This window comes from Streptomyces sparsogenes subsp. cuspidosporus (assembly GCF_039532705.1).
GTDB lineage: Bacteria > Actinomycetota > Actinomycetes > Streptomycetales > Streptomycetaceae > Streptomyces > Streptomyces sparsogenes.
In genome coordinates, this window is sequence record NZ_BAAASD010000014.1 from 48,567 (window position 1) to 62,984 (window position 14,418).

Consider the following 14,418-nt stretch of genomic DNA (forward strand, 5'->3'; position numbering starts at 1 on the left):
TGAGAAATCGACGCAGCGCGCGCTGAACATTTCTGAGACAACAACGGAGCGTAATGATTCAGCATGTGCAGCCGAATATGCCGTGCTACCGTCGATGCCAGTTGCAGTTGTGGTTCCCGAAAACTACAGGCGCCCCCACTGACCTTCCAGGCCGGTGGGAGTTCCTTTGTATTTCCGGTCACTTTCCGGACGGGGTAATCATCGCGGCGACGCGGAGCCCGCGCAGTGCGGAGTTCCGGACACTGCCCCGAAGGAGATGTGACACATGGCTACTGGCACCGTGAAGTGGTTCAACGCGGAAAAGGGTTTCGGCTTCATCGAGCAGGACGGTGGCGGCGCCGACGTGTTCGCCCACTACTCGAACATCGCCACCCAGGGTTTCCGCGAGCTCCTGGAAGGCCAGAAGGTGAGCTTCGACGTCGCCCAGGGCCAGAAGGGCCCGACGGCGGAGAACATCGTTCCCGCCTGACGCCGACGCGCACGTTTCGCGACTGGGGCCCGCACTTCGGAGTGCGGGCCCCGACTCGTTCCACGGCAGGGGAAAATTCTCCGGCACGCCACGCTCCCCGGCCCGGCCGGCGCCGCAGGCCCTCGCAGACCCGGCCGGCATCGCCGACCCGGATCACGGCGCCCGTTTCAGCGCCTCAGCCGGCGAGCATTTCCCCTCCGGCCGAATCCGCTCTCGAATTGTTGAGGGCTCGACCGGCGCGCGCCGGTCGAGCCCTCAACGCGTTCCGCGTCCGGTCGGCAGGACGGCGCCTCCCGGCCCGACCTGGAGTGCGTGACTCATGAGGCATGACTCATCAGACGTGACTCATGAGACGTGACTCATGAGTCGGAGTAGCTGAAGTCTCCGACGGTCCAGGCGCTGACATCCTTGATCGCGACCCGGTACATCCCTCCCGTCTCGGGGATCCCCATGCTGCCTTGCAGGATCCGGGCGACATGAAAGTGCAGATGCGTGGGCGGCTCGCCACGGCCGGGCCGGTCCCGCGTCTCGTCGGCGGTGAAGACACCGGAGAAGGGGCCGAGGCGGTCCGAGTCCCTCAGGATCTCCGACACGCGCTGCCTCCACACGGCTTCGGGAGCCAGCCGTCCGGTGATGACGGCGCCGCCGGCGACCACGGTCAGGGACATCTGATTGCTCTGCTCGGACTCGACCATGGCGGCCACATCGACGAGCAGTTCGTCAGCGTTCGACATGAGAGCCGATTTTATTCATCGATCGGGCCGGCTGTACCCCGCTGGACGCGGCGGCGAACGCGCCGATGCCTCCCGTCGGGGTGCGGCCCCGAGCCGATCGGGTGACCAGGCGCACACCCGCTGGCACGGACGGCAGGTTAACGAGGACCCGCACAGAACAAAATCTATGCTCGCCAGAGTAGACATTGGGGCGCGACCTGGTTAAGGTTTCTCTCGTAGACAGAGTCGAGCGAGACCCGACAGAGACGAACTGGCGGGTAGAGGTACATGAAGTTCGCAGGGCCGGTGCGGCTGCGGAGTCGCGAAGCCAGGTTGTCTTCAGGAGGGCGACGGGACTGGCGGCCGCACCGGGCAGCACTGAGTGGATGACCCGGCAAAGAACGGAGGAAGCGGACGCCATCAGGATCGCCCGGGCCCGGGAAACCGGCCCGGGTACCGCAAGACCCCGGATTGGAAGGTGGTCCCCGGTCACGCAGCCGCGATCCCCGCGATCCCGCCCTCCGTGGGCGGCGTAGCGGAAAACAGAAGGTCGGCACAGCAGTAGGGCCGACAGATGGTGTTGAATTTCCTTCGGGGCCCTGGTGCGTACGGCACCAGGGCCCCTCGACGCGTTGCTCAACGAGGTGAGAATGACAGCAGACAATCCGCTCAGCGATCGTCTGGACGACGACGACTACCCCGCCTACACCATGGGCCGGGCAGCAGAGATGCTCGGCACCACCCCCGGCTTCCTCCGCGCCATCGGTGAGGCCCGCCTCATCACCCCGCTCCGCTCACAGGGCGGGCACCGCCGGTACTCCCGCTACCAACTGCGGATCGCCGCCCGCGCCCGCGAACTCGTCGACCAGGGCATGCCGGTCGAGGCCGCCTGCCGCATCGTCATCCTCGAGGACCAGCTCGAGGAAGCCCAGCGCATCAACGAGGAATTCCGCCGCGCCGCGGCCGAACAGCACAACAGCTCCCCATGAGCCCCGCCCGGGCACAGCCGGCGCCGCAGCACAGCAGCGGAGCCCTGACTGAGCTGGAGCGCGACCCCGGGGGGTTTCAGTAGGCAGCTACCGCGTGATCTCCGGGATCGATGAGAGGCCAGGCATGAGGATGCCGTTGGCCTGCAAGCCGCCTTCTCCAAGGCACCCGGGAATCCACGTGCTCACGCAGATCGCCCGCTGGAGTGCCGGAGAGCCCAGCAAGGCAGGCAAGCGGCGACATCACCGCCCAGCGACGGAGCAGCGCCCCGCACCAGCTATCCGCCATGCGTGCCAAGTCCGTGGCGTGCGATCGAGCCCCGGCACAGCCGCCGGAAGGGCCCTCTGTCACCGCGCTTGACCTCGCTAGGCTTTCCCCCATTACTACGCCGCCCCGTGACCCGGAGGACTCCACGTGACGCCGACTGCCGCCAAGCCCGGCCCTCTGGCGCGTCGCGAGCACTGGTTCCAGCCGCGCCGGTCCGGTTTCCGGTGGGAGCAGGAGGGCCTTGAGCACGTACGACAGCTGATGCCGAACGCCGAGCCGTACCGGGCGTGGGCGACGTTCCGGTTCACCGGTGTCACAGGCCGGGTCAACGAGTGCGATCTGCTGATCGCCGTGCCCGGCGGCGTGTACCTGCTGGAGCTGAAGGGACACCCGGGCCGCGTGGTGAACCACGGGGACACCTGGCAGTTCCACGGTGACCGGGTGCGGACGCTGCGTAACCCGCTGCACCTCACCGACCTCAAGGCCAAGGAGCTCAAAGCACAGCTGGAGCGTGCCGCACACGCGGCGGGAATCCCCGAGGCGAAGATCCCCTACATCAAGCCGGCGGTCTTCCTGCACGACCCCGACCTGGTGAGCGAGCTGGACGAGTTCCAGCGCGCGTCGGTGTACGGACGCAACGGCGGCACGAGCGGCCTGCCCGGCATCTGGGACGGTCTGCTCGGGCTGCCGCCCGAGCGGGAGAGCTGGCGCGTCACCCCGCAGGACAGCCAGCGGCTCGAAATGCTGATGAAGCGTATCGGGATCAGCCACTCCACCAGCCACCTGCGCTTCGGAGACGACTGGCGGCTCGCGCCGCGCGCGCTGGACGCGGGCCCCGGCTGGGAGGACCGGGTCGCCGTGCGCGACGACGGCCTGGTCAAGGAGAGCGGCAGGGTCCGGATCTATCTGTCGGGCCAGGCGGCGTCGGCGGAGCAGCGCGGCCGGGTGGACCGGGCGGCCCTGCGCGAGTACCAGGTGCTCCAGGGCATCAATCACCGCGGCATCGTCCAGGCCGTCCAGATCCGCGAGCACCAGGGCGGCCCGGCGATCCTCTTCCGACACCGGGAGTCGGACCTGCGGCTCGACGCGTACCTGGACGCGTACGGCGACCGGCTCACTCCCGCCGTGCGCCTGGACCTGGTGCGCCAGCTCGCCGAGGCCGTCCGCTACGCCCACAACCGATCGCTCTACCACCGGGCGCTGTCGGCGCGCTCGGTGTACGTGTCCGCGCGTGAGGACGGCACGGAACCGGTGCTGCGGATCGCCGACTGGCAGACCGCTGCCAGGGACTTCGACACCACCTCGCACCTCAGCCTCGGGCAGACACCGCTGGATTCGGGGCTGGTGGCGGACATCGCCCAGGTGTACCTCGCCCCGGAGGCCGCCAGGGAGTTCGCCGACCCGGTGGACCTCGACGTCTTCGGCATCGGAGCCGTCTCCTATCTGCTGCTGACCGGCAAGCCGCCCGCCGACGCACGGGGCGCCTTGGTGGACCGCCTGGCCGCAGACGGCGGGCTCCATCCGTCCGCGGCGTCCGACAGCGTCTCCACGACGCTGGACGACCTGGTCTTCCGGGCCACCGCCTCCGACGTGCAGAACAGGCTGTCGTCCGCCGAAGAGTTCCTGCGGCTGCTCGACGCCGCTGAGGCGGACGATGCCGCGGCCCGGCGCGGGGCCGTCGAGGCCGTGGACCCGCTCACGGCCAAGGCCGGCTGCCGCCTCGACGCCGAGTGGGAGGTCGTACGGGTCCTCGGCACCGGCGCGACCGCCCGCGCCCTGTTGGTACGCCGTGCCGAGGACGGGGTGCCGGACCTGGCGTCCCTGCGGGTGTTCAAGGTGGCGCTCGACCGGGAGAAGGACGCGCGGCTCTACGCGGAGGCGAAGGCGCTGCGCGAGGTGGGCGGCAACCGCATCGTGAAGCTGCTCGCGCCCCCTCGTGAGCTGGGCGGGCACACCGTCCTGGAGGTCGAGTACGCGGGGGGGTTCCGGCCGGCGGGCGACCGCGAGCCAGTCAGTCTCGGGTCGCGGCTGCGCGGCGAGGGCCGGCTGGGATACGCCCAGCTGGAGCGGTTCGGCAACGATCTCTTCGAGGCCCTGGACAGTCTGGCCGCCCGTGGGGTGCGCCATCGCGACATCAAGCCGGACAATCTGGGCCTGTTCAAGCGCAGTGACGGCTCTTGGCAGCTGATGCTGTTCGACTTCTCCCTGGCCGACGCCGCCGACCAGGACCTCCACGCGGGCACCCGCGGTTACCTCGACCCTTTCCTGGGTGGCAGCCGCCGCTCCCGCTACGACGACCACGCGGAGTGGTACGCGGCGGCGGTCACGCTGCACGAGATGGCCTCGGGCGAGCGGCCGGTGTGGGGCGACGGCCAGGGCGATCCGCTGACGGTCCCTCAGGCGGAGCTCTATGTGGCCCGCGAACTCTTCGAGCCCGCGCTCGCGGAGGGGCTGAGCGAGTTCTTCGGGCAGGCCCTGCACCGTGACGTCGAGCAGCGCTTCGACAGCCTCCGTCAGATGCAGGAGGCCTGGCGCCAGGTCTTCCGCCGGGCGGACGCGACACGCCCGCCCACCACCCCCGCCACGGTCGACACGCAGGCGGCGGACGTCGAGGACGCCCGGGAGCAGGCCGCCGCCGCCGCGGGCCTGGCGACCCCCCTGCACGCCGCGGGACTGTCGCCGCGGGCCGTGTCGGTGGCCGCCGGCCTCGGTGCCGAGACAGTGGGCCAGCTCCTGGACGTCCCGCCGCACACGATCTCCCGTGCGCGGGGTGCGGGCAACGTGATCCGCAAGGAGCTCAATCGCCGCCACCGCCAGTGGACCCAGCAACTCCGCAGGCGCGCGACGGCGAAGAAGCCCGTACGGGTAGCGGCCGATACGTCCGTCGAGCCCGTGGAGTCCGTCGAGACACTCTCGGCCCGGCTGGTTCCGGCCGAGGCCGGCCCCCGCACCCGCCCCCGACGCGACATCGTCCTGGCGACACTGGGCCTGCCGGGCGTCGAGCAGGCAAATGAACTGCCGTCGTGGCCAGCCCAGTCGGCGATCGCCAGGGCCCTCGGCGTCAGCCAGCCGACCGTCTCGGGGAATCTGAGCGCCGCGATCGATCAGTGGGCGGCGCTTCCGTGGCTGGAGAAGGTCCGGGACGAGCTGGTGACCATACTGGCCGAGCAGGGCAGGGTCATGACGGCGCGGGAACTCGCCACCGAGCTGCGGGTACGGCGCACGCCGCACGACGAGGACGGTACGGAGGACCGGGCCGGGCTCCAGACACAAGCCGTGGCCGTCGTGCGGGCGGCCGCCGAAGTCGAGGCCCGCCGCGACGATGCCGCCGCCGTGGGGAACGGCGACGAGGACGGCGCCTCCCGATTCGCCGTCCTGCGGCGCGGCAGCACGGTACTGCTGGCCCTGGTCGATCTGCCGGGCAGTGACGATCCCACGCCGGTGGAACTCGCAGAGTACGCGACCCTCCTCGGCCGGGCAGCCGAGGAGGTGGCGGCTCGCGATCCGCTGCCCGGCGGCGGCACCGTCCTGCGGGAACTGCGCGCCGTGCCCGCCCCGGAGGGGATGGCCCCGCTGGCCGACACCCGCCTGCTGACTTTGGCCGCAGCAATGGCGGGCGGAGTCGGCGTCACGCCGCGCTTCGAGCTGTTCCCCCTGGACCTGGGCCTCGACCGGGCGCTGCGCATCTCGCAGGCTGCGGCCGGGGTGCGTCCCGGTATCGGAATCGGTGCCGATGACCTGTTGAGCCGGGTGAGGTCCCGCTTCCCCGGCCTTGCCACGCTCGCGGGCGTCACGTACGTGGAGTGGGAGGAGGCCCTGGCCGAGGCGCACTTCCCGCTGGAGTACGACCGGGACAGACGGCGCTTCTTCCCGCCCACGCGGGACGCCGAGCAGAGCCGCCCGGCCTACACCGGCTCGGTGCTGACGAGCACCGGCGCGCTGTACGACGCCGCGCAGGGCCAGCTGGCGCAGGGCCGCGACCCGCGCCGGGTGATGGAGGCACGGCTTCAGGAGGCGGTGCGTCGGGGAGGGTTCCTCGCCCTGACCGTCCGGGGTGCCCAACTGCCCGGCACGGCCGAGCGCCTCGCCACCCGGTTCGATGTGCTGCCGGTCGATGTGGACGAGCTCTTCCTGGCTGCCCTGCGGGCCCTGGCCGACGAGCAGCAGGTGCGGTGGGGGGCCCTACTCAAGGCGGACGCTAAGTACACCGACACCGGCCGCATCGGGCCCGCGCTGGCGTCCTACACCCGGCTCGCCGCCGAGCGCGTCGCCGCCCGTTGCACGACGCTCGCTGAGCAGGCGGGCCCGCGCACGGTGCTCCTCGCCCACCGGGCCTCCCTGACGGCCCGGTACTGGGAGGCGGGCGGCCGCGAGTTGCTGGTCTCCCTCCAGGAGGCGGCACGCCGCCCGGCCGGCGTGCCGCATGGTCTGTGGCTGCTGATCCCCATGGACGACCCGCAGGCCACCCCGGCAATCGACGGCCGCACGGTGGACGTGGTGGACCGGATGAGCGAGTGGGTAGTCCTGGAAGGGCTGTTCATGAAGGGACTGACGAAGCTCCAGGAGGCGAGCTAACGGCTGACGCGGGATCAGCCGAAGACCCTATGATCGGGGTCGTGGGGGACGACGAGGACAGCAAGAAGGCAAAGACGGACTACGCCTGCGCGGGGGAACGGCACTACGAGGACGCCGCCTATCTCCACGGCGACGGACGGCTGTTGAACGCGGACCATCTGTTCGGGCTCGCGGTGGAGTGCCTGATGAAGGCGCTGCTGAAGCGGTTCGCCGGGGCGCACGGGGTGTCCATGCGGAACAGCGGGGGCTCCGAGAGCGACCGGCTCTGGTGGGACGACCCCCATGCCCGGAACCAGAACAGGAAGCGGAAGACGCTGGGGCATGTGAACGAGATGCGCGAGGCCCTCCCCCTGCTGCTCGACGGACGCCCCGGCCTCTCCCTCACCGAAGCCCTGAGGAGGGTCTCGCAAGACTTCGAGAAGTGGATCGTCGACGACCGCTACACCGACGGAACCCACCTCGACCGGGCGCTGCTGTCCCGCCGTCAGGAGGCGGCGAAACTCGCCCACGAGCTGCATCTGCACGTGGAAATGACCGGAAAGCTGCCATGAGCCTTTACGACGCACCAATCCGCTTCGACGAGGCGCGCCCGGCCGCCCTCGACCTCGCCCGCGAGGTCGCCGCGGCAGGCTTCGACGTCCTCCTCGTCAGGGATGTGCTCGGCCGGTTCTCCCTGGTGGTGGAGGACGACGAGAGGGACGACGGGGCGAGTGCCGAACAGGCCGAACGCTGGCGGGAGTCGTTCACCCGCCGCCTGGGGCGCTACAGCGGCGAACGTCCGCTCGTGCTGACCTCGGTCACCCGTCTGCCGAAGACCCTGACGGCCTCGCCGCGCACCCTGGAGGTCGTGGCGGCCACCGGCACGGCGGGCGCGGTCCGGTTCCTCGACAACACGGTCGTCGGCGAGGAGTGGTCCCATGTCACCACTCCCCCCATCGGCGGGAACGACGGGGTACCCCGCCCCGGCCGTACGGCCCTGTACGGGTTCAAGGGCGGTGTGGGCCGCACGACGGCGGCCGCGGTCCTGGCCCGCCGGCTCGCCGACGAAGGGCTGATCGTGCTGGTCGTCGACCTCGACCTGGAGTCGCCCGGTGTGGGCCCGCTCCTGCTCGGGGGCGGCACTCTGTGCCGGCACGGTGTCGTGGACCACCTGGTGGAGTCGGCGCTCGGCAACGCGGACGGTCTGGAGATCGTGGCCCGCTCCGGGTACAACCCGCGCAACCGGGGTGAGCTGTGGATCGCCCCGGCGCGCGGCGCGGGCACCGAAGGCATCCCCAACGCGTACGTGGACAAGCTGAACCGGGTGTACGCCGACACGGAGGGCGCCCGTTTCGCCGACCGCCTGGCCGCCACGGTCCGTGCCTGCGAGGAGGCGGTGGAACGGAGCGACAGCGGGCGTCTGCCCGATGTGGTGCTGCTCGACAGCCGGGCGGGCATCCACGACGTGGCCGCCGTGACCATCTCCCATCTGTGCGACTACGCGTTGCTGTTCGGCGCGGACAACGACCAGACGTGGTCGGGCTACCGTGACCTGTTCGAGGCGTGGGCGGCCTCCGGGCAGGCCCCGGCGATCCGGCAGAAGCTGCGCATGGTGGCGTCGATGGTCCCGGACTCGGTGCACTACTCGAAGGACACCCACATTCAGTCCTTCCGTAAGAGCGCCTATGCCACGTTCAGCATCCTCTATGACTCGCTCGCGCCGGACGAGATCGCCGGAGCCACGGAGGGCTCCTGGGATGAGGACGACGACGACGCGCCCCACTCCCCGATCCCGATCCTGTTCGAGCCCGGCCTGATCGGGATGAACGTGCCCAACTCCCCGGACTGGCAGGAGCGTGCCTTCGTCGAGGCCGCGTACCGTGACTTCCTGGACACGGCCGTCCCGCTGATCCTGGCGGGCCCGGCCGAGGATTCCGGCACCGAGTCCGAGGACGACCGCCCATGACCGAGCCGCTGGCCCCCGACGAGTACCGCGACCTGCTGTCGCGCGCACTGGAGGGCACCGTGGACGCGGACACCCGGCCCCCCGAGCCGCACACCCTGTACATGCCGGACGCGCACCGCGCGGCGCTGTATGTGGACAGCACGGTGGTGCAGGGCGACCGGGGCGTCGGCAAGACATTCTGGGCGCGCTCCCTGCTCGACGCCGACCTGCGCGCGGCGGCGGCCCGCGAGTACCGCATCAACCGGCTGAACCGCCTGCGCGTCACACCCGGCTACGGCATGGACATCGTGCCGCACTACCCGGGCCCGCTCACCCTGCCCTCGCTGCTCGCCGGCGACGCGCTCCCGGAGGAGATCTGGCAGGCCGTCCTGCTCACCGCCCTGGGACAGCCCGAGCTGCGGGCGACGGACGACTGGACGGAGCGCATCGCCTGGGTCCGCGCCAACACCGGACCGGCCGAGACCACCCTCGCGCGGGCGGACGCGGAGGCCGCCGCCGAGGACACGGTGCACCTGCTGGTCTTCGACGGCCTGGAGCACCTGCACAGCGACTGGGACACCCGCAACCGGATGATCGCCGAGCTGCTCCGCCTGGCGATGCGGATGCGGTTCGGCACCCGCAACATCCGCCTGAAGGTGTTCCTGCGTCCCGACATGTTCGACGCGGCCAAGCAGCTCTTCCCCGACGCGTCGAAGCTGTCCGGGAACGCGGCCCCCCTGGAGTGGACCCGCGCCGACCTGTACGGCCTCCTCTTCCACCACCTGGGCAACGAGGACGACGGAACGGCCGAGCGGTTCCGCCGCTTCACCGGCGGCTGGCAGCTCGCCGAGACCGGCACATCGGTGCGGTACGCGGCCCCGCCCGGCCTGCGCAACGACGAAAAGGCCCAGCAGCAGCTGTTCGAGCGGATCGCCGACCCCTTCATGGGCACGAACGTCCGCCGGGGCCGCCCCTACGCCTGGCTGCCCAACCACCTGATGGACAGCAACGGCCGGATCAGCCCGCGCAGCTTCCTCAAGGCCCTCGACGTGGCCGCCGAGACGACGCGCGTCTCCTCCCCCTCGCACGACCGCGCGCTGCATCACGACGCCATCCGGAGCGGGGTCCGCGAGGCCTCCGCGGTGCGGGTGGTCCAGATCTGCGAGGACGTCCCGTGGGTCGAGCGGGCCATAAAGCCGCTCGCGGGCTGCCAGGTCCCCCTCGCCCAGGGAAAGATCATCAACATCTGGAAGAACCGCGACCTCCCGAAGCTGCTGCGGGAGGACACGGCCCGCTACGCCCAGGCCGACCGCCCCGAACTGGTCCGCACCGGCCCTCGACACCCCGACGACCTGCCGCGCCTGGTCCAGGAGCTGATCGACCTCGGCGTGCTGCGCCGCCGGGACCACAACGTCGACGACTACTCCCTCCTCGACCTGCCCGACATCTACCGCCTCGCCTTCGGCCTGGGCCGTCTCGGGGGGATTCCGCTCGCCAAGCGGTAGGTCCCAGTGGGCCCGCCACGCCGTCCGGGCTGGCAGGATGGACGGACCGGCGCGAGAGCACGCGCCGCGACCACGAAGCGAAGGAACGCCCCCGGTGCCCTCCCAGGATGCCCGTACGACCGCCGAAGCAACGGACACGCCGGTCGCCGCGCCGCTGGACCACGACGCGCTGCTCAAGGACCTCCAGAAGCAGGTCGCGCTCTTGGAGGCAGATCTGCGTGAGCGTGCCCACGGCGACAGCGAGCAGGCAGCGGCACTGAAGGCCGAGTACGAGCGGGCCGTCCGTGCAGGTCGCACGGAAGTCCGGGAGGAGCCGTGGCTGGAGGAGCGGGTGGTGCAGATCGCCGCCGCCTGGGTCCTCGCCTGCGTCTTCGTGCGCTTCTGCGAGGACAACGGCCTCGTCCCCGATGCCCGCCTCTCCGGCCCCGGCGAGCGGCTCGCCGAGGCGCAGGACAACCACGACGCCTTCTTCCGCAAGCACCCCGAGCTCAACGACCGCGACTGGCTCAAGGAGTCCTTCCGCGCGCTCGGCCGCGAGCACGAGATCGCCGAGGGCCTCTTCGATCCGGCGCACAACCCGCTGTGGGAACTCGACCCCACCTATGGCGCTGCATCCCGCCTGCTCTCCTTCTGGCGCGAACGCGGCCCGGACGGCCTCATCCGCTACGACTTCACCGACCCGACCCTGAACACCCGCTTCCTCGGCGACCTCTACCAGCACCTGTCCGAGCATGCCCGCAAGACGTACGCGCTGCTCCAGACCCCTGAGTTCGTCGAGGAGTTCATTCTCGACCTCACCCTGGACCCGGCCCTGGAGGAGTTCGGCCTGGACCCGGCGTGGAAGCACGTTCCCGAGGGCTGGCGGGGCGAGACGTCCGAAGAGATCGACGAGAACGGCAACCTCACCACCGTCGTCCGCGGCCTGCGCTGCATCGACCCCGCCTGCGGCTCCGGCCACTTCCTCCTCGGCCTCTTCCGCCGCGTCCTCGCCGCCTGGCGCGAGGCCGAGCCCGGCACGGAGAACTGGACGCTGGTGCGCCGCACCCTGGAGGCCGTCCACGGCGCCGACAAGAACCCCTTCGCCGTCTCCATCGCCCGCTTCCGCCTGCTCGTCGACATGCTCAAGGAGTGCAAGGTCGGCCGCCTGTCCGCGGCTCCGTCGATGCCGATCCGCATCGCGGTCGCCGACTCCCTGCTGCACGGGCGGGAGGCGGGACGCGAGACCGACCCGACGTTCGACGACGTCGAGCGGGGCGAGGCGTTCACGTACCGCACGGAGGATGTGGCGCAGTATGTGAAGGAGGCCGACCTGCTGGGGCGCGGCTCGTACCACGTGGTCGTGGCGAATCCGCCATACATCACGGTCAAGGACAAGGCGGAGAACGAGAACTACCGCAAGATCTACTGGGCGTGCTCCGGGAAGTACGCGTTGTCCGTGCCGTTCGCCCAGCGGATCTTCGAGCTGGCCGTCCGGGCGAGCGGCGACCGCCGGGACGGTGGCTTCACCGGGCAGATCACGGCGAATTCCTTCATGAAGCGGGAGTTCGGGGCGACGCTGATCGAGTCGTTCTTCCATGGGGGGCCGTACAAGGACCCGCAGACGCGGCGTCGGCGGGACTCTCCGGGTGTAGAGCTGACGCATGTGCTGGATACGTCGGGGGCGTTCATTCCGGGGCATGGTACGCCGACGGTGATCCTGGTGGGGCGGAACCAGGGGCCGCGGCAGGCACTGCCGATTCGGGCGGTGCTGGGGGTTCGGGGGGAGCCCGGTCCGCCAAAGGATCCGGCACGGGGGAAGGTGTGGCAGGCGATTGTTTCGCAGTGGCGGAAGCCGGGGCGGGGTCCTGCGGAGTGGGTAAGTGTGGAGGATGTGGAGAGGGGGAGGTTTGCTTCGCATCCTTGGTCGCTTAGTGGCGGTGGCGCGGGTGATGTTTTCGACAAGGTTGACGGAGCACTCACTTCGCGTCTTGGAACTCGGACGTATCGGCTTGGGGTGTTTGGCATTCCCGGCTCGGATGAGGCCATGATCGCGCCTCGGCGGGTCCTTCGAGACCGCAGCATCCGTGATGAACATGTGCGCAGCCTCATCGTAGGAGACGAGCTGCGCGACTGGAACCAGTTGAACGGACAGGCGATCGTCTTTCCATACTCCGCCACGCACGAACTGCGGCCCAGGGCCCAGCTCACGGAGGTGCTTCAGTGGATGTGGCCGAACCGAACCGAGCTGGGCAATCGAGCCACTTTCAGCAAAGGGACCTACTTCTCAGAGGGGCGCCCCTGGTACGAGTGGCACCAGTTGCCCAAGGACGACGAGGCACACACTTGGGCAATCGCGTATGGAGAGGTCGCCACGCACAATCACTTTGTGCTGGACCGGGGCGGGAAGGTGTTCAAGCAGACCGCGCCTGTGATCAAGCTGCCCGAGACCGCGAGCGAGGAGCAGCACCTTGAGTTGCTCGGGGTGCTGAACTCGTCGGTGGCCTGTTTCTGGCTCAAGCAGATGTGCCACGACAAGGGTATCCGGGGTGAAGGTGGAGGCTTCACGAGTAGCGAATGGGAGCGCTTTTACCAGTTCAACTCGACGAAGCTCCAGCAGTTCCCTCTCCCCTCCGAACTCCCCCTGGCCCTCGCACGCCAACTCGACACTCTCGCCCAAGAGCTAGCCGCCCATGAGCCCGTCGCCCTCACTATCTCCCCCACCCCCCCCACCCGCGAAGCCCTCGAAGCCGCTGAGGCCGCGCAGGAGCGGATCCGCGCCCGCATGATCCTCCTCCAGGAGGAGCTGGACTGGACCGTGTACGGGCTGTACGGGCTGCTCACGCCCGCCGAGGTCGCGCGCACCACCCTCCCCGGTGATCCGGCCGACCTCACCGACGACGACGTACCACAACTAAAGCTCGGTCAGCGCGCATTCGAAATCGCACTGGCCCGCAGTGGTGCCGACACCGCGTGGTTCGAGCGCCACGGTTCCACCCCGGTCACCGAGATCCCCTCTTCACCCGACTGGCCCGAGTCCTACCGCCAGATCGTGCAGGCACGGCTCGACCTCATCGCCGACAACAAGGACATCCGCCTCATCGAGCGGCCCGAGTACAAGCGCCGCTGGTCCACCAAGCCCTGGAAGGACAGGGAGGCCGCTGCCCTGCGGTCCTGGCTGCTGGACGCCATGGAGCGCGAGGAGCTGTGGTTCGAGGAGCGCGACGGGCTCGACTCCCCGCAGCCACTCACGATCTTCCAGCTCGCCGATGCCCTCCGCCACGACAACGACGTACAAGACGTCGCCGCGCTCTACGCCGCCCGTCATCTCGACAAGCAAGACGTGCCACTGTCCACCGTCCTGACCGCCGTCGTCGAGCCCGAACACGTCCCGTACCTCGCCGCCCTCCGCTACAAGGAGTCCGGCCTGCGCAAGCGCGCCCAGTGGGAGAAGGTCTGGGAGGAACAGCGCAAGGAGGACGAGGACGGCAGGCGGCATGACATCAAGGTCCCGCCGAAGTACACGTCCGCCGACTTCCTCAAGCACAGCTACTGGTCGAACCGGGGCAAGCTCGACGTCCCCAAGGAGCGGTTCGTCTCCTACCCCGGTGCCTCCCCCGACAATGACCCCTCGCTCCTCATCGGCTGGGCCGGCTGGAACCATCGCCATCAGGCCGAGGCCCTCGTCAACCTCCTCAACGACCGTCTGAACGTCGATGGCTGGCGCAAGGAGGACCCTCGTTTCGTCCCGCTCCTCGCGGGGCTCGCGGAGGTCATGCCATGGGTCAAGCAGTGGCACGACGAGTACGACGACGAGTGGGAGGGCAACCCCGCCGAGGACTTCAACAGCGCCCTCGTTGCCGGCATGTACGGTCGCCATCTCTCCTCAGACGACCTCACCGCCTGGCGCCCCGAGAAGAAGCGGGGCCGGGCGGGTAAGTAGCCCCGGTCGGCTCCGTACAGGTCCGAGGGGGCGTGGATCCTGTATCCCCGCCCCCTAGG

General features: G+C 69.9%; 8 protein-coding genes. 7 read left to right on the forward strand and 1 reads right to left on the reverse strand.

Going from position 1 to position 14,418, the window contains the following annotated elements; all coding sequences use genetic code 11:
- Nucleotides 1-265 precede the first annotated feature (265 nt).
- Nucleotides 266-469 carry a cold-shock protein gene (locus ABFY07_RS18605; RefSeq protein ID WP_065963989.1) on the forward strand — a complete coding sequence of 68 codons (204 nt, stop codon included), beginning with the start codon at nucleotides 266-268 and terminating at the stop codon, nucleotides 467-469.
- A gap of 359 nt (nucleotides 470-828) precedes the next feature.
- Here ABFY07_RS18605 and ABFY07_RS18610 read toward each other — a convergent pair whose 3' ends face one another.
- On the reverse strand, nucleotides 829-1,203 hold the full coding sequence (locus ABFY07_RS18610; RefSeq protein ID WP_346175563.1) for a hypothetical protein: 375 nt from the start codon (nucleotides 1,201-1,203) through the stop codon (nucleotides 829-831).
- Nucleotides 1,204-1,832: 629 nt separating this feature from the next.
- On the opposite strand from ABFY07_RS18610, the gene ABFY07_RS18615 reads away from it, so the two are divergent.
- The 6 genes from ABFY07_RS18615 to pglX all read left to right on the forward strand — a co-directional run bounded on the left by ABFY07_RS18615 (nucleotide 1,833) and on the right by pglX (nucleotide 14,359).
- On the forward strand, nucleotides 1,833-2,171 hold the full coding sequence (locus ABFY07_RS18615; RefSeq protein ID WP_065963979.1) for a MerR family transcriptional regulator: 339 nt from the start codon (nucleotides 1,833-1,835) through the stop codon (nucleotides 2,169-2,171).
- Nucleotides 2,172-2,583: 412 nt separating this feature from the next.
- Nucleotides 2,584-7,011, forward strand: coding sequence for a BREX system serine/threonine kinase PglW (gene pglW, locus ABFY07_RS18620; RefSeq protein ID WP_346175564.1), 4,428 nt, complete (start codon nucleotides 2,584-2,586; stop codon nucleotides 7,009-7,011).
- Nucleotides 7,012-7,052: 41 nt separating this feature from the next.
- Nucleotides 7,053-7,562 carry a hypothetical protein gene (locus tag ABFY07_RS18625; protein WP_346175565.1) on the forward strand — a complete coding sequence of 170 codons (510 nt, stop codon included), beginning with the start codon at nucleotides 7,053-7,055 and terminating at the stop codon, nucleotides 7,560-7,562.
- Entirely contained in the window at nucleotides 7,559-8,956 is a 1,398-nt protein-coding gene (locus tag ABFY07_RS18630; protein ID WP_346175566.1) for a KGGVGR-motif variant AAA ATPase, read from the forward strand. Before ABFY07_RS18625 ends, ABFY07_RS18630 begins: the two co-directional genes overlap by 4 nt.
- A complete protein-coding gene (locus ABFY07_RS18635; protein ID WP_346175567.1) occupies nucleotides 8,953-10,440 on the forward strand; it encodes a hypothetical protein in 1,488 nt (495 codons plus the stop codon). The genes ABFY07_RS18630 and ABFY07_RS18635 overlap by 4 nt, the downstream gene beginning before the upstream one ends.
- Nucleotides 10,441-10,534: 94 nt before the next feature.
- A complete protein-coding gene (pglX, locus tag ABFY07_RS18640; RefSeq protein WP_346175568.1) occupies nucleotides 10,535-14,359 on the forward strand; it encodes a BREX-2 system adenine-specific DNA-methyltransferase PglX in 3,825 nt (1,274 codons plus the stop codon).
- Nucleotides 14,360-14,418 lie beyond the last annotated feature (59 nt).

What these genes read in the sequence shown, in the direction of transcription:
- ABFY07_RS18605 (WP_065963989.1), top strand. Translation starts at nt 266, where the DNA reads ATGGCTACTGGCACCGTGAAGTGGTTCAACGCGGAAAAGGGTTTCGGC.
- ABFY07_RS18610 (WP_346175563.1), bottom strand. Translation starts at nt 1,203, where the DNA reads ATGTCGAACGCTGACGAACTGCTCGTCGATGTGGCCGCCATGGTCGAG.
- ABFY07_RS18615 (WP_065963979.1), top strand. Translation starts at nt 1,833, where the DNA reads ATGACAGCAGACAATCCGCTCAGCGATCGTCTGGACGACGACGACTAC.
- ABFY07_RS18630 (WP_346175566.1), top strand. Translation starts at nt 7,559, where the DNA reads ATGAGCCTTTACGACGCACCAATCCGCTTCGACGAGGCGCGCCCGGCC.
- ABFY07_RS18635 (WP_346175567.1), top strand. Translation starts at nt 8,953, where the DNA reads ATGACCGAGCCGCTGGCCCCCGACGAGTACCGCGACCTGCTGTCGCGC.